At 55.4% G+C, this 21,693-nt stretch carries 25 protein-coding genes and 1 tRNA gene; 7 read left to right on the top strand and 19 right to left on the bottom strand.

Features of this window, described 5'->3' with window-relative positions:
• Positions 1–10: 10 nt before the first annotated feature.
• The 13 genes from PL599_RS00190 to PL599_RS00250 all read right to left on the bottom strand — a co-directional run bounded on the left by PL599_RS00190 (position 11) and on the right by PL599_RS00250 (position 8,717).
• Positions 11–733, bottom strand: coding sequence for a hypothetical protein (locus tag PL599_RS00190; RefSeq protein ID WP_271358757.1), 723 nt, complete (start codon positions 731–733; stop codon positions 11–13).
• Positions 730–1,746 (bottom strand): SIR2 family protein, encoded by a 1,017-nt coding sequence (locus PL599_RS00195; RefSeq protein ID WP_271358758.1) that lies wholly within the window; start codon positions 1,744–1,746, stop codon positions 730–732. The genes PL599_RS00190 and PL599_RS00195 overlap by 4 nt, the downstream gene beginning before the upstream one ends.
• A gap of 161 nt (positions 1,747–1,907) precedes the next feature.
• Positions 1,908–3,008, bottom strand: a complete 1,101-nt coding sequence (locus PL599_RS00200) for an AbiJ-NTD4 domain-containing protein (protein ID WP_271358759.1) — start codon at positions 3,006–3,008, stop codon at positions 1,908–1,910.
• A 45-nt stretch (positions 3,009–3,053) separates the two neighbouring features.
• Positions 3,054–3,176 carry a hypothetical protein gene (locus PL599_RS00205; RefSeq protein ID WP_271358760.1) on the bottom strand — a complete coding sequence of 41 codons (123 nt, stop codon included), beginning with the start codon at positions 3,174–3,176 and terminating at the stop codon, positions 3,054–3,056.
• 260 nt (positions 3,177–3,436) lie between these two features.
• Positions 3,437–3,583 carry a hypothetical protein gene (locus tag PL599_RS00210; protein ID WP_271358761.1) on the bottom strand — a complete coding sequence of 49 codons (147 nt, stop codon included), beginning with the start codon at positions 3,581–3,583 and terminating at the stop codon, positions 3,437–3,439.
• A complete protein-coding gene (locus PL599_RS00215; RefSeq protein ID WP_271358762.1) occupies positions 3,561–4,025 on the bottom strand; it encodes a hypothetical protein in 465 nt (154 codons plus the stop codon). The genes PL599_RS00210 and PL599_RS00215 overlap by 23 nt, the downstream gene beginning before the upstream one ends.
• Positions 4,026–4,144: 119 nt before the next feature.
• A complete protein-coding gene (locus tag PL599_RS00220; protein ID WP_271358763.1) occupies positions 4,145–4,381 on the bottom strand; it encodes a hypothetical protein in 237 nt (78 codons plus the stop codon).
• Positions 4,378–4,974: a hypothetical protein gene (locus PL599_RS00225; protein ID WP_271358764.1), complete on the bottom strand. Its 597-nt coding sequence runs from the start codon at positions 4,972–4,974 to the stop codon at positions 4,378–4,380. Before PL599_RS00225 ends, PL599_RS00220 begins: the two co-directional genes overlap by 4 nt.
• A gap of 11 nt (positions 4,975–4,985) precedes the next feature.
• Complete coding sequence (locus PL599_RS00230; protein WP_271358765.1) at positions 4,986–5,165, bottom strand: hypothetical protein; 180 nt, start codon at positions 5,163–5,165, stop codon at positions 4,986–4,988.
• Positions 5,166–5,176: 11 nt separating this feature from the next.
• The gene (locus PL599_RS00235) at positions 5,177–5,350 is read right to left on the bottom strand and encodes a hypothetical protein (RefSeq protein WP_158273768.1); all 174 of its coding nucleotides are present in this window, start codon (positions 5,348–5,350) and stop codon (positions 5,177–5,179) included.
• A 74-nt stretch (positions 5,351–5,424) separates the two neighbouring features.
• Positions 5,425–6,759, bottom strand: a complete 1,335-nt coding sequence (locus PL599_RS00240; RefSeq protein ID WP_271358766.1) for a DUF6538 domain-containing protein — start codon at positions 6,757–6,759, stop codon at positions 5,425–5,427.
• A gap of 385 nt (positions 6,760–7,144) precedes the next feature.
• Positions 7,145–7,241 (bottom strand) — tRNA-OTHER (locus tag PL599_RS00245).
• A gap of 312 nt (positions 7,242–7,553) precedes the next feature.
• Complete coding sequence (locus PL599_RS00250; RefSeq protein WP_077985243.1) at positions 7,554–8,717, bottom strand: M20 aminoacylase family protein; 1,164 nt, start codon at positions 8,715–8,717, stop codon at positions 7,554–7,556.
• Positions 8,718–8,881: 164 nt separating this feature from the next.
• Between PL599_RS00250 and PL599_RS00255 the strand changes: the two genes are divergently transcribed.
• On the top strand, positions 8,882–9,997 hold the full coding sequence (locus tag PL599_RS00255) for a D-alanyl-D-alanine carboxypeptidase family protein (protein WP_162520353.1): 1,116 nt from the start codon (positions 8,882–8,884) through the stop codon (positions 9,995–9,997).
• Between the two features lie 192 nt (positions 9,998–10,189).
• Positions 10,190–11,329 carry a CobW family GTP-binding protein gene (locus PL599_RS00260; protein WP_137411430.1) on the top strand — a complete coding sequence of 380 codons (1,140 nt, stop codon included), beginning with the start codon at positions 10,190–10,192 and terminating at the stop codon, positions 11,327–11,329.
• A gap of 241 nt (positions 11,330–11,570) precedes the next feature.
• Here the strand turns inward: PL599_RS00260 and PL599_RS00265 are convergent, their stop codons facing one another.
• The 5 genes from PL599_RS00265 to PL599_RS00285 all read right to left on the bottom strand — a co-directional run bounded on the left by PL599_RS00265 (position 11,571) and on the right by PL599_RS00285 (position 15,458).
• Complete coding sequence (locus PL599_RS00265) at positions 11,571–11,807, bottom strand: sulfurtransferase TusA family protein (protein WP_077985240.1); 237 nt, start codon at positions 11,805–11,807, stop codon at positions 11,571–11,573.
• On the bottom strand, positions 11,804–13,084 hold the full coding sequence (locus PL599_RS00270; RefSeq protein WP_269823428.1) for a L,D-transpeptidase family protein: 1,281 nt from the start codon (positions 13,082–13,084) through the stop codon (positions 11,804–11,806). Before PL599_RS00270 ends, PL599_RS00265 begins: the two co-directional genes overlap by 4 nt.
• Before the next feature lie 191 nt (positions 13,085–13,275).
• Entirely contained in the window at positions 13,276–14,229 is a 954-nt protein-coding gene (locus PL599_RS00275; protein WP_077985239.1) for an acetyl-CoA carboxylase carboxyltransferase subunit alpha, read from the bottom strand.
• A gap of 63 nt (positions 14,230–14,292) precedes the next feature.
• Positions 14,293–15,288, bottom strand: a complete 996-nt coding sequence (xerD, locus tag PL599_RS00280; protein ID WP_269823429.1) for a site-specific tyrosine recombinase XerD — start codon at positions 15,286–15,288, stop codon at positions 14,293–14,295.
• Positions 15,285–15,458, bottom strand: coding sequence for a hypothetical protein (locus PL599_RS00285; protein ID WP_035239639.1), 174 nt, complete (start codon positions 15,456–15,458; stop codon positions 15,285–15,287). Before PL599_RS00285 ends, xerD begins: the two co-directional genes overlap by 4 nt.
• 189 nt (positions 15,459–15,647) lie before the next feature.
• Between PL599_RS00285 and PL599_RS00290 the strand changes: the two genes are divergently transcribed.
• A complete protein-coding gene (locus PL599_RS00290; protein ID WP_080795106.1) occupies positions 15,648–16,229 on the top strand; it encodes a shikimate kinase in 582 nt (193 codons plus the stop codon).
• A gap of 4 nt (positions 16,230–16,233) precedes the next feature.
• Positions 16,234–17,367, top strand: a complete 1,134-nt coding sequence (aroB, locus tag PL599_RS00295; RefSeq protein WP_142912092.1) for a 3-dehydroquinate synthase — start codon at positions 16,234–16,236, stop codon at positions 17,365–17,367.
• Positions 17,368–17,586: 219 nt separating this feature from the next.
• Here the strand turns inward: aroB and PL599_RS00300 are convergent, their stop codons facing one another.
• Complete coding sequence (locus PL599_RS00300; RefSeq protein ID WP_077985233.1) at positions 17,587–17,868, bottom strand: BolA family protein; 282 nt, start codon at positions 17,866–17,868, stop codon at positions 17,587–17,589.
• 115 nt (positions 17,869–17,983) lie between these two features.
• Between PL599_RS00300 and PL599_RS00305 the strand changes: the two genes are divergently transcribed.
• From PL599_RS00305 to cobT, 3 genes are all read left to right on the top strand, one after another.
• Positions 17,984–18,619 (top strand): J domain-containing protein, encoded by a 636-nt coding sequence (locus PL599_RS00305; protein WP_077985232.1) that lies wholly within the window; start codon positions 17,984–17,986, stop codon positions 18,617–18,619.
• Positions 18,620–18,687: 68 nt separating this feature from the next.
• Positions 18,688–19,677: a cobaltochelatase subunit CobS gene (cobS, locus tag PL599_RS00310; RefSeq protein ID WP_003523293.1), complete on the top strand. Its 990-nt coding sequence runs from the start codon at positions 18,688–18,690 to the stop codon at positions 19,675–19,677.
• Positions 19,678–19,783: 106 nt separating this feature from the next.
• Positions 19,784–21,688 (top strand): cobaltochelatase subunit CobT, encoded by a 1,905-nt coding sequence (gene cobT / locus PL599_RS00315; RefSeq protein WP_077985340.1) that lies wholly within the window; start codon positions 19,784–19,786, stop codon positions 21,686–21,688.
• The last annotated feature ends 5 nt before the right edge of the window (positions 21,689–21,693 follow it).

Below are 21,693 nucleotides of genomic sequence, written 5' to 3' on the forward strand. Positions count from 1 at the left end.
ACTGTTCCCTCTAGTCACTGACTGCCATTGCAGTCGCGAACTTTTCATTTCGAATTTCCGGGTTGAAAAATTGCTCCATAAGCTTCTGCCGAAGTAGTAGAAACTTCATTTTCATCTCTTCATCTGTCCATCGTTCAAACGCAACGGCATCGTCCGTAACTTCGATTTTCGAAAAGCCTTGGTGTAGCTGAACCACTTCTATTAGCATTAGCTCGATCTCTCCAAACCATTCCACAACGTCTGAGGGAAATAGAAATCGTGCCTTTTGTGTAAGCTCGACCATTTCAAGATGGGCGGGATCTAGAAAGTCGCGTTTGACCCATGTGTCGCCAAACGAAATAAATTCCTCATAGAGTTTAAATCGCCGTTCAAACAAGCTCAATCGATACGTTTTCTTAGCCGTCTCTTCCGCCAGTGTGTGCTGCTTAAGCAGAAAAGCACTCTGTTCCTTTATTTCTGCCATCTGCCCATTAATAGCTTCTTGATTTTTTTTGAATTGATCTCGCGTATCAACAAGTTCTTGTCTCTGGGTGAATACGGCACAGATCAACCAAATGACCGCCAACGGAGCGAAAAAGCCAGCAATAAAGTCACCAACTTCATTGAGCGAGTTGTTCGTTGGGTAGATCGAAATTCGATCTAATCCTATCCAATGTAGGACGATGAGTGCGTAAGCAAGCGTTGCTAAGCCGGCGACAAGTAGCCAGTTTATATTGTGCCATTTGCCCATCATACGACCAACGCCATGCTGTGAGCTCTTAGAAATTCAGCGCATTTTTTATCATATTGGATATGAATTGGACCTGCATTATAAGAAAAATCGCCATCTGAATATAAGTCCCGAATTTTGCTTTTCAGTCGGGTATCTATTACCGAATCATATCCATACGCTGTCGCAAACGTTTCCATGTTTAGTCTCTGTCGTTCAAATGGATCGTTGGCAGCAAGGAGCCTCATATTCTGTGGGGCAAACGCGAAACCAAGAAACACAAGTGTTGACGCGCTAGATATCGATTTTTGGATTTGCTCTTCGATACTACTGTTGCGCGCTTCGGACCAAGTGAAAATGTTTTCACTTAAAGAGCGAATATTTTGGGAATTAACATTATCCCCAAACTCAAATTCACCAAGTGCGCCAAGGCTCCCGTAGGGATGAATTATGTTTATTTCTGAGACGATTCTGCGAGCTTGATCTCTTGTAACGTCACGGAATGTCTTAACAATCGCTTCTGCCAAAAAATGCTCAATACATCTATCATAGTTGAAGCATATGATCGTAATGTTGCTCCCTACGCTTTCGACTTCGAAGTTTTTCACTCCATCGAATAATAATTGCGCAAACGTATGTATCCACGTCTTATCCACCGCGTCCAGAGTTGATTGGAATGGTTCAGAGGGAGGCTGCCAGAGGGAACTTTTCCTTTCTGCTACAGATATTTCATAAGCAATCAGGAGCTTGCCGACTTCAGGAATGTACTGGTCATTTTGGTGGCGGTTGATGAACTCATCAATCGATCCAGCTAGATCAATTGAACGATTAATTTCTGTCAACGCACTTTTGCGAAAACCAATCTCACTTGTCGTACGATAGCTATCGATCAAGCAGTGATTAATTTCTGAAGGAAAATTTTCGGTATCTGGTTGGCTGTGCTCTTTGATCCTTTTCATCAATTCCGTTCCAACAGGCATGCGGAACTCGGCGCTAGCCCCGGCACCAACCACAAAAACCGTATTATCTCGAAACATCCTAGTCACCTGATTTGCATATCACTCACCGCGAACTAAATCATGCGTTGAGTTTGACTTGCAATACTATTTTGGGGGAGGTTGCGCTTTTCGAGATACGCTCAGAATACCTTCAATGCCGTCAGCGCAATTAGTGGTGCAAGCAAAACGGACAGAACCCTTCAAAGACGTCTTATAAGCGACTTAATCCATGACATGCAGGTTTCAATTGCCCAATCGTCTTGTTCTTTGGACAGGACTGTTGCTTCATTTGGACCCGCGCCGTGCCCAAGCTTGTTTCGAACCTCACCGAAGAAGTTTCTCAAAACATTCGCTTCCCACGTCGCGATCAGGTTTCCGCCTCTGTTCGATGCCAAAGCTTCGATGAAGTTCACCGCCCCCTTTTCTTTTCCGGTTGTCGCATTGCGCTCATGTGCAATAATCTTGATTGCGCTCTCTAAAGCCTTAGCAGCAGATAAGGCAGCTTCTGGACGCCGGTTGTCACGCCGATCAATGGCTTCGTGAATATCGATTTCAACGTTCAACCATTTTGGATCGGCTATTGCTTGCCAAAATGGCTTCTTTACCTGCCCCTCTAATAATTCGTCGTCAGATATCTGGATGTATCCGCTGCTGTACGTCAAAGCTAAGCCTGCCCTCTTGAAGCGCTCGCTCAGTTCGTGAATGTTTTGCTGTAATCTTTCGTTATTGATTTTTGACTGCTCTACGGCATAACCTTCTTGGAGCATTGGAATGCCAAATGCGTTAGCGAATTTCGTCAATTTTTCGTCTTCAGCCAGTTTTAGATGAGTTGCCATCAAGACAGAGTTCCGCTTGCTCGTGATCTTCTCGAATTCGCGGAACGCTAACTCTACGAAGCTTAGCCGCTCAAGAAGGAAATTATTGAAGTTCTCATCATCTTCGAAACCTGGTTTGAAGAAGTTTGTTGTCTGCTGTCTTATGGTGAATAGTCCGGCATATCCTGACCGTGGAGTGAGTTGATCAGAGCCTAGTTCCATTGACAGGGATGAGTGGATTGACTTTAGAACGGTCGAGTTTTCGGAGGTGTCCGTTTCGCCTTCGTACAGCGGAAAAATCTGATCTGTGATCATCCGCGAAACCTGCGTCATAAAACGAGTTGCAGACTGGTAACTTGAACAAGTAATTTCCATGTCGGCATATCGGTCAGCAAAAATATCGGTCAGCATATGAACATTCTCTATAGGCGCATTGTTGAATCGTGCATTGTTGTCGTAGATCGCTACTTCATTGAGTTCAGGCAATGGATACGCGGAATCCCTTGCACTTTACATCGCAATGAACAAGCATCACTTTCGATAGGCGGCAAGCCCCATAGCAATTATTGCAAGAACGAAGATGAGGATCACCGAAACGAGACCAGATGCACTCGCCTCGAAGAATAGGAATTTTACCGATAGTTGCTGATCCATTGACGGCGCACCTTTCCATTTAAAATCAAAATGAAGGTGCTGCTTGCTGCTTCGCAGTGTGGCGAGGAATGGTTGTTAGGTCAACCAGTAGATTGAAATCGAATTTTAACCAAAAGAAATTGTGCGTAGTGGCTTCGGACCACGGTTTGACCGGTTTACTTTCTTGATTTCGTTTCACACGCTCTACCTCCAAATGTTGATGGATGCCCTATTGTCTTCAGGGCGATTCAGAAGTAAAGCCTACTATATATAGTATTAACTCATTCTTGCCGCTGGTCCCCGCCAAGCCGCTTCTCCATCTCAGCCAACTTTTCCAGATCGCGTTTGGTCAGCTTCAGCATCTCTTGCGTGAGGCTCTTAGCGTCTTGCAGCGTAGCTTCAAATTCAGCAAATCGTTGATGGTCCATGGTCGTCGTTCTCCTGTCGGTTAATGGCAGGAGTATTTAGATTTTTGATGTGTTTGCGCGACACGCGGCACATAATCCAGTCGTTGAAATAGGCAGGGTCCAATAGAACATCATGATCGAACTGTGCCTTCGCTTCTAAGTAACCGCATTCAGATGATGAGCGGCTGAGATGGAGGATTTCGCGCCTGAAGCCTTCGGGACCGTTTACGGCAACCAGTTCTTTCAGCGTCGTGTTGCTGCCGTAATAATCCTGCCAGTCGCTCTCTGTGATCTTCGTGCGCTTGCGGGATTTCCCTTTGAGCGGGGGAAGGGTGCGTTTTGACCTGAAGGCTTTGCGACCGATGTATTTGCGACCGGTGGCAGTCTGGGTGATGAGATAGACGAAGCCGTAGAAGGTTGAGATGTCAGCGGAAGTGAATTCCTTTCCTTGATAGAGCCACATGAAAAATACCCTGAATAAAGGGGTATTTATTCGGGCAACAAAAAAGGCTTCGGGAAGGAGAGAACCCGAAGCCTTTTAAGCGGAGAATAATCCATGCTGACTGAATTGCAGGATCGTCTCTATTTAGCTGTTTCTTGCGCTTGAGATTTGAGCGCCCGAATATAGGCGTCACCTTCATCGAGATAACGCCGAACCAACGCCGCTTCTTCTTCATCAGTCAAAACCCGATTTCGGTTTGCCAATTTCGCACATTTCTTCCCGATGGTGACAAATGCGCGAGCCGTGAAAATGAGTATGGAAATGCCGTGGCGAACAGCCAGCCAGATAGCTAAAGCGAGGGCGATTTGTGTCATCATGATCCCTTCCTGTACGTATATGCATCGTTCAAAGACGCCGCACACATTTCGAGGTCAAGAAGCACCTCAACACTAAGAAAGGGGTTGATTTCGGTCGATTGTTTTTCAAGCTTCGCAATCGCTTTATAGGAGTAATCGAGAGCTTCCTTTGCTAACTTTTGTAGTGGTTCATTGTCAGCCTCAATGGGATCGTTGATAAGCCCGTAAACCGTATCCCTGTAGCGATGGGCGGCTTCGAGGTCGGAAGTTCTATTTTTCACCACGGGCGAGGCAAAGTGATCCCATGAAAATCCCGATTTTTTCAGATACTCACTCAGACTGTCTATAAGTGAGTGTGCTTCTTGGCAGATTTCAACTGCGCGAACTGGATCATCAAAAACAATATCCAACGCTTCATCAAATTGTTCTCCTACCTTTAGAAAGGTCGTTTTTATTTGATCTTGGATATGCTTAGCCTGCGGATCGTCTGGTTCCGCGCCCTTCACGAACTTTTCTAATCCGATCAAAATATTCTTCATTTCTTCTCGGTCAACGTCGATTGCCTCTTCCATGAAGCTTTTCAAAGCATCCGGATCGATTGCGATTTGCGTCATTATTTTCTCCCTTAGATGTCGATTAGTAGATTGAGTTCGTCTTGAACCCGTTTTTTCGCCTTGGCATGTGCAATTGCCGCGTCGATGAAGCCTTTTTCTTTCGCGATACGGATCAGCCAATCATAGTGATCGAAGAATTCGTTTCGAAGTTTCTCGCTCGTTAAGAGCTTCTCAAATGTGAATTTAGCCACAAATATATCTTTCAAATAAGTAATCCAATTTCGTTTTGGATTCGGTTTTTATTGCGGGCATGAATGATGGCAGCATCGTAATAGCCCTTCTTTTTCAGTTCGGAGATCAGGCGGTCGTAGAGAAGAAAAAATTCCTGCCGAACGTTGTCGTGTTTGATTATATTTTCGAATGTAAATTCCTTCATTTTGCATATCCGTGTTGGGATATGACTCTGTTTCATATTGTATTTTTGGCTTCTGCCTTCACGGTCAAGTCATACTAAGTTTCAGTTTGGGTTGCTTGTTGTGGGACTGCTTTTTGAAGAGCGTCCAGTTTGTTTTCGAGGTCGTATCCAGCGCCGTACCTCATCGTCATGCCAGCGCTCGAATGCCCCATAATGCTGTTTTTGAGAGTATCGTTGCAGCCAGAGTTTCGCAGGCGATCTGCCATCAGATGGCGGTAACTGTAAAAGCTCTTGTCCGGGGTGACTGTGCGAATGAGCTTGTTCACCATCGCAGAGAAAGCTTCTGGTCCCGTATCGTGATTGTAGCGAGGGAATCCGTTCTTAAATTTCTTCAAGGCATTCACCGCCTCTGGAAGTAGCGGTATGTCTCTCACTCGGCTTTGAGCCTTGGCTTTTGCACGCAAAGCGTTGGGCTGGATCGAAATGTAAGGGATCGGCTCATCAATGTGGATGTCATCCGCCGTTAGAAAGGCAAGCTCTTTGCAGGTTGCGCCGGTCAATTCGCCAAGCAGCGCAATGCATTTCAGTTCGTTGTTCGCCTTGCTGCCTTGAATCTTCTCTCGAAGCTGCACCACTTCAGTTTCTGTAAAGGTGTCGCGTTTGCCATCTTGAGTTTTGAATTTAAGACCGTCGAACGGGTTTAGATGCGCCCGTTCTGGTGCAACCTCCTGCAATGCTTCTTTTACTACGACCTTCAGCCACATGAATTTCTTGTTCGCCGTGGCAGGGGTAATCTTGCCTTCCTTCTTTGTTGCCGCCTTGAACCGCTTCGACAGTTTGAGCTTGTAGTCGCGAGCAACCGTTGCGGAGATGTCGAGAACGTCCAAGTCACCGATTTCTTCGATGAAATTGCTGACGGCTTCCCGGTACTTCATCCATTTTTTATCGGACTCTCTTTTATTGCCCGAATGCAACTCATCGCTATGGAGGTTGATGTACCGTTCCAGCGCCTGTGAGAGTGTCATTGCCGGTTTTGTGGCAACGCCGCCAAGTGCGGCAATTTCGGCATGGTCTGGAGACTGGATGATGTTCATCATCTTTAGCTGCCCCGCCATCATGGAAATTGAATCGCGTATGTTCGCCAACTCAACTTCGAACGCTGGCTGGTAGTTGACCCCCAACCTATTCGAGACTTTCGAAAGCTCATCGAATGAAGGTCGTTCAATATCTGCGATATCGGACTCACTGAACAGATTGCGATAGTAAGTCATGAACGCGGCTGCTTTTACCGCCGCCTCATTCTCGGATCGGGTTTTCAGTGAGTGCCAGAACTCCCGCCTCTTGAATTTTCGTCGTTGGGAGACGGGAACGGCGATCCGGAAATAATATACGCCCTTACGGTTGAATATGTGTTTTACGTCGAGCCGCATTACCATGACCTCCCAATATGAATAAAAAACACCTCCTTCGACAGAACATCGGTGAATTGATTTGTTTTCAAAATATATTTGATTTCCGCACGGGCGAATAGAAGCGAATATGTGACGCCTCCGCGAATGCGGTTGAATATATTAATGGCATATTCAATGAATGCTGTCAATAGAAACGTGGGAGTTATTCTTGTTCTTCTAAAATAGTAACTTTCTGTTTTGGAAACATATTGGATTTTGCGCTCAATGATACTTCGATAGCGCAAGAGGCTCCGTATAGGATCAAGCAAACATATGAACGCACGCGATTTTGTAGCAACGCCGTCTGAAAAATGTAGCAAAAAGGGGCTTCTACCCCTTAATTTATTGATTTTTATAGAAAAAATGGTGTCCACGAGAGGATTCGAACCTCCGACCCCAGGATTCATACCGCTTCGGCTTTCGCCGCCGTCCCGCCGTTTGCCGGCAAGACGTTCGTGGTCTGGACTGTCCCTTCACCATGGGCCGTCAGGCCTTTAGGTGCTGCCCATCCAGTCTCTACACCTTCACCGGATTTCTCCGGAGCTTGGCTCGGGATTGGCATGCTGGAAGACCAGCGAAGCTTTCCCCGACTTTGAGCAGATCGATTGCGTCGTTTCCGGGCGCAACCCCCAATTTGTCTTAGGAATCCTGTGCTCTATCCTGCTGAGCTACGTGGACACTGAATTGCTCTTTAACCCGAGGCAGCTATTGGATCAACCGCGTTCTTCATCGCGGTCGATCTCTTCCTCGGCTTTCTTCGCGTTGACCGGCAATCAGCTCGTCAGGCGCTGTTCGGCCAGTTTCACCCAGTAGGAAATGCCATAAGCGATGGCGTCATCATTGAAATCATAACCGGGATTGTGAAGCCCGGCCGAATCGCCGTTGCCGATGAAGATGAAGCAGCCCGGCCTTTCCTTCAGCATGAAGGAGAAATCCTCTCCCGCCATGGAGGGATCGACATCGGGGTCGACATTCGGTTCGCCCGCCACATCGCGGGCCACACGAATGGCGTGGTCGGTCTCGGCGGCGTGGTTGAAGGTGACCGGACAATAACGCTCATAAACGACTTCCGCTTCCGCGCCGTTGGCAAGGGCGACACCTTCAGCCATCTGCTTGATGCGATCCTGCGCCAGATCGCGCACTGTTTCATCCAGGCTGCGCACCGTGCCGGCGATCAGCGCCTCGTTGGGAATGATGTTGTGGCTTGAGCCGGCCTGAAAGCGGGTGACGGAGACGACAACCGAACGGATTGGGTCGGCGTTGCGCGAGGCGATCATCTGCAGGTTGCCGACGATCTGCGCGCCGATGGTAATGGGGTCGATGGTGCGGTGCGGCTGCGCCGCATGGCCGCCACGGCCCTTGACGGTGATCGAGAATTTGTCGGGTGCCGCCATGATGCCGCCCTTGCGGATGGCGAAGGCGCCGAGCGGAATGCCCGGCATGTTGTGCATGCCATAGACCTCGTTGATGCCGAAACGCTCCATCAGGCCGTCCTCGACCATGGCAAGCGCGCCGGCGCCGCCTTCTTCCGCCGGCTGGAAGATGACGGCGATGGAGCCGGCGAAGTTACGGGTCTCGGTGAGATATTTGGCCGCGCCGAGCAGCATCGCCGTGTGGCCGTCATGGCCGCAAGCATGCATGGCGCCCGCGGTTTTGGAGGCCCAGGGCTTGCCGGTTTCCTCGAGGATGGGCAGCGCGTCCATATCCGCGCGAAAGCCGATGGTGCGATTGCCCGGAAGATTGCCCCTGATGATGCCGACGACACCCGTGCGTCCGAGACCGGTCACGATTTCGTCAACGCCGAAAGATTTCAGCTTCTGCGCAACGAAGGCTGCGGTGTTGTCGACATCATACAAAATCTCGGGATTTTCATGCAGGTGACGCCGCCATTCGCTGACTTCCTGCTGGAGTTCGGCGGCTCTGTTCAAAATTGGCATTCGTTCATTCCTGGGTTCATCGGTACGGCGTGCGGTAAAATCCTATCCTCCGTGCCGGATAGTGCGCCGCATAATTGACGTAATCAATGTACTTTGCCATTGCTAGGACATATATGGTGAATATTGCCATTCCCCGACCGAAGACGGGAATTCGAGGACAAGCCTTGCCACAGATTTTTAAATCGTCAAACGCCGCCCGACGGCTCTCCGCAGCTATTGCCATCGCGACCGCAGGCCTCGTCGCCGCGGCGCCCGTGGCCAATGCCAATCCGAAAATGGTTGTCGATGTTAAAACCGGCAAGGTGATTTCCCATCAGGAAGCCTTCCGCAAATGGTATCCCGCTTCGCTCACCAAGCTGATGACCGCCTATATCGCCTTTTCGCAGATGAAGGCCGGCAAGATCAGCCCGCAGACGGAAGTGGTGATGAGCAAGAAGGCCGCGGACCAGCCGGCCTCGAAAATGTATTTCAAGCCCGGCCAGAAGCTGACGATGGATAGCGCTTTGAAACTGCTGCTCATCAAATCCGCCAATGACATCGCCGTGGCGATTGCAGAGACCATCGGCGGCACCAGCGATAATTTCGTGGCGCAGATGAATGCGCAGGCCCAGCGGCTGGGCATGAGTTCCACCCGTTACATCAATGCCAATGGCCTGCCCGGCAAGGGACAATATACGACAGCCCGGGATCTGGCGCTGCTGGCGCTGATCATCAAGCGCGAGTTTCCGGAATATGCCCATTATTTCTCGCTGGAAGGCGTCAGCACCGGCAAGAAGAACTATGCCAATTTCAACATGCTGGTCGGCCGTTTCGATGGCGCGGACGGTATGAAGACCGGCTTTATCTGTGCCTCCGGCTTCAATCAGGTGTCGTCGGCCGTGCGCAATGGCCGCTCTGTCATCACGGTCGTGTTGGGCGCGGACAGCCTCGCCGGGCGCACCGACCAGTCGGCCGATCTGTTGCAGATGGGTCTGACGGCCCCTTCTGGCCAAGGCGTTTCGCTCGCCGCGCTGGCGCCCTATGGCGATACCGGTGATGTGAACGATATCAGCGCCGAGATCTGCAACCCGAAGGCCGCCAAGGTGCGCAGCGAAAGCCGCGACGAGGCCGGCCGCATGGTCATCCATTCCCCCTATGTTCAGGAAATGACCCGCCCGCCCGAATATTCCTTCGCCGGCCTCATTCCCGGCAGCGAGACGGTGGCGGTGAATGCCACCAAGGGAGCCGGTAAGGGCGAACTCGCGAACGTGCCGATTCCGATCCCGCGCCCGACATTCTGACGATCGGTGATTTCCTTAAGGGAGAGCCTCGCGGTTGCAATGCGGTTTGTGTATTCGCAGGTCGATGATGTTATGATATTACAGTGTCGCTCGCGGCTTGCAGGCGCGGGCGATTTCTTTTAGCTCCAAGCGGCTCCGGGTTTCGTGTCGTCCAGTGACCTGCCGGAGCGGCCATCAACACACAGGCAGGTCATGTCTCGCGATCGCATCCCGGTTTCCATCATCACCGGATTTCTCGGCGCCGGAAAATCGACGCTGCTCAACCGGCTCCTCAAGGACCCGGCGATGAGCGATGCGGCGATCATCATCAATGAATTCGGCGATGTCAGTATCGATCATATGCTGGTCGAAAGCGCTGGTGAGGGCATTATCGAACTGGCGGAAGGCTGCCTGTGCTGCACGGTGCGCGGCGAGCTGGTGGATACGCTGGCGGAACTGATGGACGGCATCCAGACAGGCAAGCTGAAGCCGGTAAAACGGGTGGTGATCGAGACGACGGGCCTTGCCGATCCTGCCCCCGTCATGCAGTCTGTGATGGGAAACCCGGTCATAGCGCAGAATTTCGTTCTGAACGGTGTGATTACGGTGGTGGACGCCGTGAACGGCCTTTCCACGCTCGACAATCACCAGGAGGCGGTGAAACAGGCCGCTGTGGCCGACCGTCTGGTAATGACCAAGCGCGCGCTTGCCGATGCCGCGACGATTTCCACGCTGACAGCCCGTCTACAAGCGCTCAATCCGCGTGCGATCATCGAGGATGGCGACAAAACCGATTGGAGCGCTGCGGGGCTTCTGGACAACGGCCTTTACGACGCCGGCAGCAAGAATGCCGATGTCGGTCGCTGGCTGGGCGAGGAGGCGGAGCACGATCACCATGAACATGATCACGAACATGGTCATCACCACCACTATCATGGCGAACACGACCACCATCACCACGACGTGAACCGGCACGATGCGTCTATCCGTTCTTTCTCGATCGTTCATGAAGAGCCGGTCAGCCCGATGGCGATCGACATGTTCGTGGATCTGCTGCGCTCGGCGCATGGGGAAAAGCTTCTGCGCATGAAGGCCATTGTCAAGCTGTCGGATAATCCGGGCCGGCCGCTGGTGCTGCATGGGGTGCAGAATATTTTCCACACGCCCGAGCGCCTAGCGGCCTGGCCGGATCCGGTCGATCAGCGTACGCGTATGGTGCTGATTACGAAGGATTTGCCTGAGGCTTTCGTCCAGGACCTGTTCGCGGCCTTCACAAGCACACCGGGTGTCGACCGGCCGGACAGGCAGGCGATGACGGATAATCCGCTGGCGGTCTCCGGGTTGCGGTTTTAGGGCGTGTCGTGATGGTCTAGGTCGGTGGGAGTGGTTCACCCCCCTCTGTCCTACCGGACATCTCCCTCTCAAGGGGGGATCGACAAGCGGCTTGCTCCGAACATCTTTATGGGGACAGCAACCCGAAGTGCAGAGCTGGTGAGAAAACGAACAGTCGCCGCAACTGATCTCCCCACCTTGAGGGGGAGATGCCGGGCAGGGCAGAGGGGGGTAAGCCCGGAGCGTCAGCATTGAACGCCGGTTACCCGCCCTTCACAATCCGAAACCGGTGTCCCTTATCCAGCGCAGTGGTTTCCACCAGGCTATGCCCATCCTCATTGCACATATGCGCAATATCGATCACCGCCAGGGGATCGGTCGTCTCGACGGTCAGAACATCTCCCGCCTTCAGGGTTGCGAGTTTCTTGCGGCTTCTCAAAACCGGAAGGGGGCATTTAAGCCCCCTCAAATCATAGACGATCTCGGCCGTGTCGCTCATTCCTTGGCCCAGAACTTCCAGAACGGCTTCTTTTCCGGCGCTTCCGGAGCAGCAGGTGCTGCGGAATAGGCAAGCGGGTTCATGGTCGGAACCGGGACGCTTTGCCCGGCTGCTGCGGGGGTAGCCGAGGCAACCATCGTCGGTGCCGCGGGGGCCGGGTTCGATTGCGGTGCTGAGGGCTGTACTGCCGAAGGACGCGGGCCGCGAAGGGAAGAGGCGGTTGCGGTCGTCGCCGGTGAGGACGACGTCACCTGCTGCGTCTTTTTCTCCATCAACGCGGCATATTCGGTTTCCTTCATCAGCTTGCCGGCCTTCAGCGCCGAGCCGGTCGGGGCATAGGCGGGCTCGCGGCCCTTGCGCTTTTCGGCCACCAGCGCCTTGCGCTCGGCTTCGCTCGGGTCGTACCAGGCCATGCCGTCATATTTCTTCATCGCCTTTTCATAGGCGAGATCGTAGGTCTTCTCGTAGCTGGAGAGTGCGCTGACGAGCGCCGGCGGTGTGCTCATGGCCGGGCATTGGGCAGACGCATTGAAGCTGCCGCCTTCCGTCTGCTGGTTGAAGACATATTTCTTCTCGCAGACATTCACTTCCGGCGGGCGCTTGGTCACTTCGAAATTGTCGTAACCGACCTTCAGCATCTTCCAGAATTCGAGATGTTCGCTCTTGCGATGACGGGCCATGTTTTCCGCCGTCATGCGGAAGGGGAAGGCCTGCAGCTGCACTGTCTTCTGGCCGCCCTTGAAGGCGTCGCGCGCAAAACCGTAGATTTCAAGAATCTGCGCATCCGTCATCGAATAACAGCCGGAGGAGGAGCAGGCACCGTGGATCATCAGATTGGTGCCGTTGCGGCCATTGGCGGCATCATAGCGGTTCGGAAAGCCGGTATTGATGGCGAGGTAATATTTCGAGTTCGGATTGAGATGCGCAGGCGTCAGGTTATAGAAACCTTCAGGCGCCTGCCGGTCACCCTCTTTCACCTTGGGGCCGAGCTTTCCGGACCAGGCGCATATCTGGTATTCGGCGATTTTGTCGAAGCGGTTGTCGCGCTTGGCCTTCCAGATTTCCAGCGCGCCTTCTTCCTTGAAGATGCGGATCATGATCGGCGAGGTGCGATCCATGCCCTTTTTGTCGATCTCGGCCAGGATGGACGGAGACAGCGGGTAATCGACCTTGTTCTTTATGTGGGACACATCGCGTTCGACGGTTTCGAGCGTGTCGTTGCAACCGGCAAGAATGAGCGCAGTGCAGGCAAGAAGTGCAAAATGTGTCAAACGCATGATCTGATCCGAAAGACGATGGCACGAAACGGCGGCATTTCTACACCGTCCCGTGTGAATTTTAAATACGGTATTAACCGTTTACATCTTCTTAACTCAAATCGGATTCGCCCCGCGGCCGCCGATACATCTTTTGATGTGACCGGACTATGGCCGAGTTGGGGCGATATCAAAGGAAAATAAGGCCGGACTTAGAGGTTCCGCCCAATATCCAGGAATTTCTGGCGGCGTTCGGCGCGCAGCTGCGTGCCCGAGCGCTGGGAAAGATCGGCCAGAGCCGTGGCGATAACGTCACCCGTCGCATTGATGACGGTTTCGGGAGCGCGATGCGCGCCGCCGATCGGCTCGGGAATGATTCCGTCGATAACGCCGAGCGCCTTCAGATCCTCCGAGGTGATCTTCATGTTGGTCGCGGCTTCCTTGGCGCGGGTCGAATCGCGCCAGAGAATGGAGGCGGCGCCTTCTGGCGAGATCACCGAATAAATCGCATGTTCGAGCATATAGACGCGGTTGCCGGTGGCGATGGCGATTGCGCCGCCCGAGCCGCCTTCGCCGATGACGACGGAGACGATCGGCACCTTCACGTTGAGGCACATTTCCGTCGAGCGGGCGATGGCTTCGGCCTGGCCGCGCTCTTCCGCGCCGACGCCGGGATAGGCGCCTGCCGTATCGATGAGGGTGATCACCGGTAGCGAGAAACGGTCGGCCAGTTCGAGCACCCGGATCGCCTTGCGGTAACCTTCCGGGCGCGGGCTGCCGAAATTATGCTTCAGGCGGCTTTTGGTGTCGTTGCCCTTTTCCTGGCCGATGATGGCGACGGGCTGACCGTTAAAACGGGCAAGGCCGGCCTGAATGGCGGCGTCTTCGGAAAATTTGCGGTCGCCGGCGAGCGGCGTGAAATCGGTGAACAGCGTCTTGGCATAATCGACGAAATGCGGACGCTGCGGGTGACGCGCGACCTGCGTTTTTTGCCAGGCGTTCAGTTTGGAATAGATGTCCTGCATCGCGTCGTTGACGCGCGATTCCAGGCGGTTGATCTCCTCCGAGGTGTCTATGCTCTCGTCTTCATCGGCAAGCTTCTTCAGCTCGATAATCTTGCCCTCAAGGTCCGAGATAGGTTTTTCGAAGTCGAGATAATTGTGCATGAGATCCGTTTCCGATCGTTTTGCGCAAGGTTTGAGCCGGATTATCCGGCGGTTCCGGTCGCTCTAATCAAGGTTTTTGCCCTGTTTGGCAAGGGGGTGATGCGTTTGTACCAGCTCTTGCAAGCGTTCTTCCAGCACATGTGTATAGATTTGTGTCGTGGAAATGTCGGAATGGCCGAGCAGTTCCTGCACCGCGCGCAGATCCGCACCGTTCTGCAGCAGGTGGCTGGCAAAGGCGTGACGCAGGACGTGCGGCGATATGGCGGACGGGGTTAAGCCCGCACGGACGGCGATGTCCTTCAGGTCGCGGGCGAAGACCTGGCGGGGCAAGTGGCCTTCCTTGCTGCTGGAAGGAAATAGCCACGGGCTTTCCGGTGTCTCCGGTTTTTTCTGCGAAGCGGCCACCTTGCTTTTCTCGGATGCGAGCGCCTTTCTGGCAGCCTCGTATTTTTCCATCGCCTCGATGGCGGCGCGGGAAAGAAGGACCATGCGGTCCTTGTTACCCTTGCCGCGTATCATCAGGAAGCGGCCCTCCTGACGCAGCACCTTGACCGGCAGCGAGACGAGTTCGCTGACACGCATGCCGGTGGCGTAAAGCAGTTCGAGCAGAAGATGCATGCGGATGCGGGCAAGCTGGCCCGGGCCTTCGGTTGCCGCTTCCTGCGCCGCGAGACCAAGAAGCCGGTTCACATCGGCGACGCTCATCGTTTTCGGTAAAGCGAGACCTTTCCTCGGCGCGTCGATGATGCCGGTCGGGTCGTCGCCGCGCAGCCCTTCCGAATAGAGAAAGCGATAAAACTGCCGCATGGATGAGAGGCGCCGCGCCTGCGAGGTGGCGGCAAAACCCTGCGCGGAAAGATGGCTCAGATAGGCGGAAAGGTCAGGCGTCTGCGCCTGCGTCAGGGACTGGCCGCGCTGACCGAGAAATTCGCGCAGATCGGAAAGATCGCGCTCATAGGAAGAGAGCGTGTTGGCGGCAGCCCCGCGTTCGGCGCTCATCATTTCCAGAAAACTTTCCAGCCGCGTACCGTCGCGCCCTGCCATCGGTTGTCCGCTCATGGGGTGCGCCTTGCCGGTTCGGTCGACGGCGGGTTCAGCCGCTCGGAAGGGATGCGTACCGTCACTTCGCGGTCGCGCGGTTTGACGACCATGACGAGCAGAACCATGCCGCCATAGATCAGCCCCGCGATGGTCGCCAGTATCATCGTGAAGCGGAAGAGGGTGGGCATGGCGGCTCCGTGAAAGTGGCGGTCGAAATTTATATGCGGTGCGGTGAAAGCGGCGACAAGATCAAAATGCCCGCTCCGCCCCCATGCCGCATGCGGCGATGATTGTGATTCACCGCAATTCAGTCAGCAATTTGGCTTGACGCTTCGTAAACATTTGCAGATATCCATGCCAAACGGGCTTTCAAATCTATGAATGAAACGAATTTATCCGTCCCGGCCACACTCGGGGAGCAAGCGCGGGCAAAGCTCGGACGGCGCAACATCGTCTTCGTCGGGCTGATGGGGGCTGGAAAGTCGGCGGTGGGCCGCATGGTCGCCCAGCAGCTCAGGGTTCCTTTCATTGATACGGATGTCGAGATCGAGCGCGTGTCGCGCATGACGATATCGGAACTTTTCGCCACCTATGGCGAGGAAGAATTCCGGGCGCTGGAAACGCGGGTCATCAAGCGGCTGCTGCGCGGCGGCCCCAAGGTCATTTCCACCGGTGGCGGTGCATTCATCAACGACAATACCCGTCGGCACATCGCGCGCGGCGGCATTTCATTGTGGCTGAAGGCCGATCTCGAGGTGTTGTGGGAGAGGGTCAACAAGCGCGATCATCGCCCGCTTCTCAAGACCGAAAACCCCAAGGCCACGCTGGCGGCCCTGATGGAGAAACGCTATCCGATCTATGCAGAAGCGAATCTGACCATCGAATCCCGTGATGTCCGCAAGGAAATCATCGTGACCGAAGTGCTGGCCGCCATAGCCGGCATCGAACAGAAAGACTGATCCCATGACGCCTTCCGAAATTCACGCCGATGAACGTCTCGTCCATGTGCCGCTTGGCGAGCGCGCCTATGACATTCTGATCGGGCCGGGCGTCATCGGCCGGGCGGGCGGCGAGATTTCGGCGCGGCTGAAGGGCAAACGCGCGGCGATCATTACCGACGAACATGTTGCGCCGCTTTATCTCGAAGGCCTGATGGATGGCCTGCAGACAGATGGCATTGAGGCCGTCTCGCTGACGTTGCCGGCTGGCGAAAAGACCAAGAGCTTCGAGCATTTGGTCACCGTCTGCGATGCGGTTCTCTCCGCAAGGGTGGAGCGTAACGATGCGGTGATCGCGCTCGGCGGCGGCGTGATCGGCGATCTCGCCGGTTTTGCCGCCGGCATCGTGCGCCGTGGTGTGCGCTTCGTGCAGATACCGACCTCGCTTCTGGCGCAGGTCGATTCCTCTGTCGGCGGGAAGACGGGCATCAACAGCCGCCATGGCAAGAACCTCGTGGGCGTGTTCCACCAGCCCGATCTGGTGCTGGCGGATACGGCGGTGCTGGATACGCTAAGCCCGCGGGAATTCCGCGCCGGTTATGCCGAAGTTGTTAAATACGGCCTGATCGACAAACCGGATTTCTTCTTCTGGCTGGAAAAAAACTGGGATGACATCCGCACCGGCGGCCCGGCCCGCATTCAGGCGATTGCGACCAGCTGCCAGGCCAAGGCAGACGTGGTGGTGGCCGATGAAAAAGAAAACGGCGTGCGCGCCCTTCTCAACCTCGGTCACACTTTCGGTCACGCACTGGAAGCGGCAACCAATTACGACAGCAAGCGGCTGGTGCACGGCGAAGGCGTCGCCATCGGCATGGTGCTGGCCCACCAGTTCTCCGCCCGCCTCAATCTGGCAAGCCCCGACGATGCCGCCCGCGTCGAGGCACATCTGAAGGCCGTCGGTCTGCCGACCACGATGAAGGATATTCCCGGCGAATTGCCGCCGGTCGAGACGCTGATGGCGGCAATCGCGCAGGACAAGAAGGTCAAGGGCGGCAAGCTCACCTTCATCCTTACCCACGGCATCGGCCAGTCCTTCGTGGCTGACGATGTGGCGGCGTCCGAGGTGCAGTCGTTCCTCACGGAGAAGCATCCGGGATGAGATGTTGAGCGATACGGTGAGGGCGCCCCCTCATCGCCTCGCTCCGCTCCGGCACTTCTCCCCGGCGGGGAGAAGAACAAGCCGCTTTGGCAATGCTATACGGGGGAACGGCGCTGGCGCTTTGAGCAAGGCGTTGCCGCCCGGTTTCTTCTCCCCGGCCGGGGAGAAGGTGGCCCGAAGGGCCGGATGAGGGGGCTTGCTCTCGGCTCAAATGACCACCTAGAACCGCACCGCTTCCCCCGGTGCCGCCGCCTCTATCGCCAGCGCATGCAGCCCGGCGTCGAGTTCCGGCTTCAAAACAGCGTTGATCGCCCGATGGCGTTCGACGCGAGACTTGCCGGAAAAGCTTTCCGACACTATCTGAACACGCATATGTGTCTCGCCCGTACCGGTTATATCCGGCTGGTGGCCGGCATGCATCTGGCTTTCATCGACAACCCTCAGGCGTTCCGGCGAAAAGCTCTGCCGAAGCTTCGTTTCTATGCGTTCTCGCAGGGACATGCAGAGGGCTCCAATTCTGTTTGCAGGTCTTTGAAGGGGGCTCCCTAAAAGCCTGTAACATTCCGCTTTGTCAATTCTTGTTGTGCGGCTTTTCGCACCCCATAATCAGGGCATCATGAAACTGGATTCGAAATATTTCGACCGCATCCGCACGCGCCGGAAAAGGGAGCGGGAACCTGAGGTTCAGGCCCCAACCTGCCAGTGGGACGGATGCGACAAGCCGGGCGTTCACCGGGCACCCGTCGGCCGCAATGCCGAGGGGCAATTCTTCCTGTTCTGTTTTGAGCATGTGAAGGAATACAACAAGGGCTATAATTACTTTTCCGGCCTCTCCGACAGCGAAATCGCCCGTTACCAGAAGGAAGCGATCACCGGCCATCGCCCCACCTGGACGGTGGGCGTGAACAAGACTGCGCGCGACAGCCCGCTGCATTCCACTTTGCGCTCCGGCTCGGCCAGCGGCAACGCGCGTATTCGCGATCCTTTCGGCTTTACCGGCGGTTTTGCCGGCGGGGGAAGGGCCGGCGGCACGCGCATGCAACAGGACCGCAAGCTGAAGACGCTGGAGGCAAAAGCCTTCGATACGCTCGGTCTTCCGTCCAGCGCAAAGCAGGAAGACATAAAAAGGCGTTATAAGGAGCTTGTCAAAAAGCACCATCCTGATGCTAATGGTGGCGATCGTGGTTCGGAAGAACGTTTTCGGGCTGTTGTTCAAGCATATCAATTGTTAAAGCAGTCAGGTTTCTGCTAAGCCAACTTACGTGTTTACCGCCTGATTGATGATGTGGCCGGGTGGCTGCCGCCCGCCTTGGAGACGTGATGAGCAAAATCGACCTTGATATTTCCAACCTGCCCGACACGACGGTGTCCGTGCGGGAGGTTTTCGGCATTGATACGGATCTGCGGGTTCCCGCCTATTCCCAGGGCGACGCCTATGTGCCGGACCTCGATCCCGACTATCTTTTCGACCGCGATACGACGCTCGCGATCCTTGCCGGTTTTGCTCACAACCGACGTGTCATGGTCTCCGGTTTCCACGGCACGGGTAAATCCACCCATATCGAGCAGGTCGCCGCCCGCCTCAACTGGCCCTGCGTGCGCGTCAACCTCGACAGCCATGTCAGCCGTATCGACCTCGTCGGCAAGGACGCTATCGTCCTCAAAGACGGCAAGCAGGTTACCGAATTCAAGGACGGCATCCTGCCCTGGGCTTACCAGCATAATGTCGCGCTGGTCTTCGACGAATACGACGCCGGTCGTCCGGACGTGATGTTCGTCATCCAGCGCGTGCTGGAATCTTCCGGCCGCCTGACGCTGCTCGACCAGAGTCGCGTCATCCGTCCTCACCCGGCGTTCCGCATTTTTGCGACCGCCAACACCGTCGGCCTTGGCGATACGACCGGGCTCTACCACGGCACGCAGCAGATCAACCAGGCGCAGATGGACCGCTGGTCCATCGTCACCACGCTGAACTACCTGCCGCACGAGCAGGAAGTGAACATCATCGCCGCCAAGGTGAAGAGCTTCGACAATCCGAAGGGCCGTGAAACCGTCTCCAAGATGGTGCGCGTGGCCGATCTCACCCGTTCGGCTTTCATCAATGGCGATCTTTCCACGGTCATGAGCCCGCGTACCGTCATCACCTGGGCGGAAAATGCGGAAATCTTCGGCGATCTCGCGTTTGCCTTCCGCGTAACCTTCCTCAACAAGTGCGACGAGCTGGAGCGCACGCTGGTTGCCGAACAGTATCAGCGGGCCTTTGGCGTCGAGCTGAAGGAAAGCGCTGCGAACATCGTTCTCAGCGCCTGATCGTCCCCGGCTTGTCCGGAGACGATTTCGATGACTTGAAGACGCTGGCAGACTGCGCGCATATCGATGGGCGGTCTCCACGCGTCGGCAAATGACAGGAAAGACAATGGCAGGGCGCGGCGACAATTCCAGAGCAAAACCGGGTACGGCGGTCGATACGGAGCCGTTGCGTCAGGCGATTGCCGGATGCGTGCGATCCGTCGCTGGCGATGCCGAAGTCGAAGTCGTCTTCGCCAATGAACGGCCGGGCCTTGCCGGCGAGCGCATGCGCCTGCCGGAAATCTCCAAGAAACCGACAGCGCAGGAAATCGCCATCACCCGCGGTCTCGGCGATTCCATGGCGTTGCGCCTTGCCTGCCATGATGCCGATACCCACGCGGTCATGTCGCCGCAGGGCGCCGAAGCGCGGCTGATTTTCGATGCTGTCGAACAGGCGCGCGTGGAATCGATCGGCGCGCTGCGCATGCCCGGCATGGCCTCCAACATCCAGGCCATGAACACCGAAAAATACGCCAAAGCCAACTTCGCCGGCATCAACAACAAGGACGATGCGCCGCTTGCCGAAGCTGTGGCGCTTCTGGTGCGCGAGAAGCTGACGGGTGAGAAGCCGCCGGAAAGCGCCGGCAAGGTTGTCGATCTGTGGCGCGATTTCATCGAGGACAAGGCCGCCGGCGACCTCAAGGATCTCTCCAGCGTCATCACCGACCAGAAGGCCTTTTCGCGGCTGGTGCGCAAGATGCTGACCTCCATGCAGATGGCGGAGGATTTCGGCGACGAGGATAACGAGCCCGAGAGCCAGGAAGCGGAATCCAACGAGGACCAGCCGCGCACCAACGAGACCGAAGAGGAACAGGTCGAGGAAGAGGCCGGCTCCGACGCGACGCCCGCCGATGAAAACGAGGCCTCGCAGGAGGAAATGGAAGAAGGCGAGATGGACGGCGCCGAGATGTCGGACGAGGAAATGTCCGACGATCTCGACGAGGATTCCGAAACGCCCGGCGAGACCCGCCGCCCCAACAGTCCCTTCGACGACTTTAATGAAAAGGTCGATTACCGCATCTTCACCCAGGAATTCGACGAGGAAATTCACGCCGAGGAACTGTGCGACGAGGCGGAACTCGACCGTCTGCGCGCCTTCCTCGACAAGCAACTCGCTCATCTTCAGGGCGCCGTCGGACGGCTGGCGAACCGGCTGCAGCGCCGTCTGATGGCACAGCAGAACCGCTCATGGGATTTCGATCTGGAAGAGGGTTATCTCGATCCGGCCCGTCTCGTCAGGCTCATCATCGATCCCATGCAGCCGCTCTCCTTCAAGAAGGAGCGCGACACCAAGTTCCGCGATACCGTCGTCTCGCTCGTCATCGACAATTCCGGTTCGATGCGCGGCCGTCCGATCACCGTTGCAGCCACCTGCGCCGATATTCTGGCGCGCACGCTGGAGCGGTCCGGCGTGAAGGTGGAGATTCTCGGCTTCACCACCAAGGCGTGGAAGGGCGGACAGTCGCGCGAACAGTGGCTCGCCAATGGCAAGCCCGCTTCGCCGGGCCGCCTCAATGATCTGCGCCATATCATCTACAAATCGGCGGATGCGCCGTGGCGGCGCGCGCGGCGCAATCTTGGCCTGATGATGCGTGAGGGACTGCTCAAAGAAAACATCGACGGTGAAGCGCTGATGTGGGCGCATAACCGCCTGATCGGCCGCCCCGAGCAGCGCAAGATCATGATGATGATCTCGGACGGAGCGCCGGTGGACGATTCGACCCTGTCGGTCAATCCCGGCAACTATCTGGAACGGCACCTGCGCGCGGTCATCGAGCAGATCGAGACACGGTCGCCGGTGGAACTGCTGGCAATCGGTATCGGCCACGATGTGACGCGCTATTATCGCCGCGCCGTGACCATCGTGGATGCGGACGAACTGGCCGGCGCGATGACCGAGCAGCTTGCGGCGCTCTTTGAGGATACGAGCGGCGCTTCCGGTTCGTCCCGCAGGGTTCGCCGTGCGGGATAAGCGGG

Origin of the sequence: Agrobacterium sp. ST15.16.055 (assembly GCF_027956555.1) — a bacterium.
Taxonomy (GTDB): Bacteria; Pseudomonadota; Alphaproteobacteria; order Rhizobiales; family Rhizobiaceae; genus Agrobacterium; species Agrobacterium salinitolerans.

Coding starts and splice junctions, on each gene's coding strand:
- PL599_RS00190 (WP_271358757.1), bottom strand. CDS start 733: ATGATGGGCAAATGGCACAATATAAACTGGCTACTTGTCGCCGGCTTA.
- PL599_RS00195 (WP_271358758.1), bottom strand. CDS start 1,746: ATGTTTCGAGATAATACGGTTTTTGTGGTTGGTGCCGGGGCTAGCGCC.
- PL599_RS00205 (WP_271358760.1), bottom strand. CDS start 3,176: ATGGATCAGCAACTATCGGTAAAATTCCTATTCTTCGAGGCGAGTGCA.
- PL599_RS00210 (WP_271358761.1), bottom strand. CDS start 3,583: ATGGACCATCAACGATTTGCTGAATTTGAAGCTACGCTGCAAGACGCT.
- PL599_RS00215 (WP_271358762.1), bottom strand. CDS start 4,025: ATGTGGCTCTATCAAGGAAAGGAATTCACTTCCGCTGACATCTCAACC.
- PL599_RS00220 (WP_271358763.1), bottom strand. CDS start 4,381: ATGATGACACAAATCGCCCTCGCTTTAGCTATCTGGCTGGCTGTTCGC.
- PL599_RS00225 (WP_271358764.1), bottom strand. CDS start 4,974: ATGACGCAAATCGCAATCGATCCGGATGCTTTGAAAAGCTTCATGGAA.
- PL599_RS00235 (WP_158273768.1), bottom strand. CDS start 5,350: ATGAAGGAATTTACATTCGAAAATATAATCAAACACGACAACGTTCGG.
- PL599_RS00240 (WP_271358766.1), bottom strand. CDS start 6,759: ATGCGGCTCGACGTAAAACACATATTCAACCGTAAGGGCGTATATTAT.
- PL599_RS00250 (WP_077985243.1), bottom strand. CDS start 8,717: ATGCCAATTTTGAACAGAGCCGCCGAACTCCAGCAGGAAGTCAGCGAA.
- PL599_RS00260 (WP_137411430.1), top strand. CDS start 10,190: ATGTCTCGCGATCGCATCCCGGTTTCCATCATCACCGGATTTCTCGGC.
- PL599_RS00265 (WP_077985240.1), bottom strand. CDS start 11,807: ATGAGCGACACGGCCGAGATCGTCTATGATTTGAGGGGGCTTAAATGC.
- PL599_RS00270 (WP_269823428.1), bottom strand. CDS start 13,084: ATGCGTTTGACACATTTTGCACTTCTTGCCTGCACTGCGCTCATTCTT.
- PL599_RS00275 (WP_077985239.1), bottom strand. CDS start 14,229: ATGCACAATTATCTCGACTTCGAAAAACCTATCTCGGACCTTGAGGGC.
- xerD (WP_269823429.1), bottom strand. CDS start 15,288: ATGAGCGGACAACCGATGGCAGGGCGCGACGGTACGCGGCTGGAAAGT.
- PL599_RS00285 (WP_035239639.1), bottom strand. CDS start 15,458: ATGCCCACCCTCTTCCGCTTCACGATGATACTGGCGACCATCGCGGGG.
- PL599_RS00290 (WP_080795106.1), top strand. CDS start 15,648: ATGAATGAAACGAATTTATCCGTCCCGGCCACACTCGGGGAGCAAGCG.
- aroB (WP_142912092.1), top strand. CDS start 16,234: ATGACGCCTTCCGAAATTCACGCCGATGAACGTCTCGTCCATGTGCCG.
- PL599_RS00300 (WP_077985233.1), bottom strand. CDS start 17,868: ATGTCCCTGCGAGAACGCATAGAAACGAAGCTTCGGCAGAGCTTTTCG.
- PL599_RS00305 (WP_077985232.1), top strand. CDS start 17,984: ATGAAACTGGATTCGAAATATTTCGACCGCATCCGCACGCGCCGGAAA.
- cobS (WP_003523293.1), top strand. CDS start 18,688: ATGAGCAAAATCGACCTTGATATTTCCAACCTGCCCGACACGACGGTG.
- cobT (WP_077985340.1), top strand. CDS start 19,784: ATGGCAGGGCGCGGCGACAATTCCAGAGCAAAACCGGGTACGGCGGTC.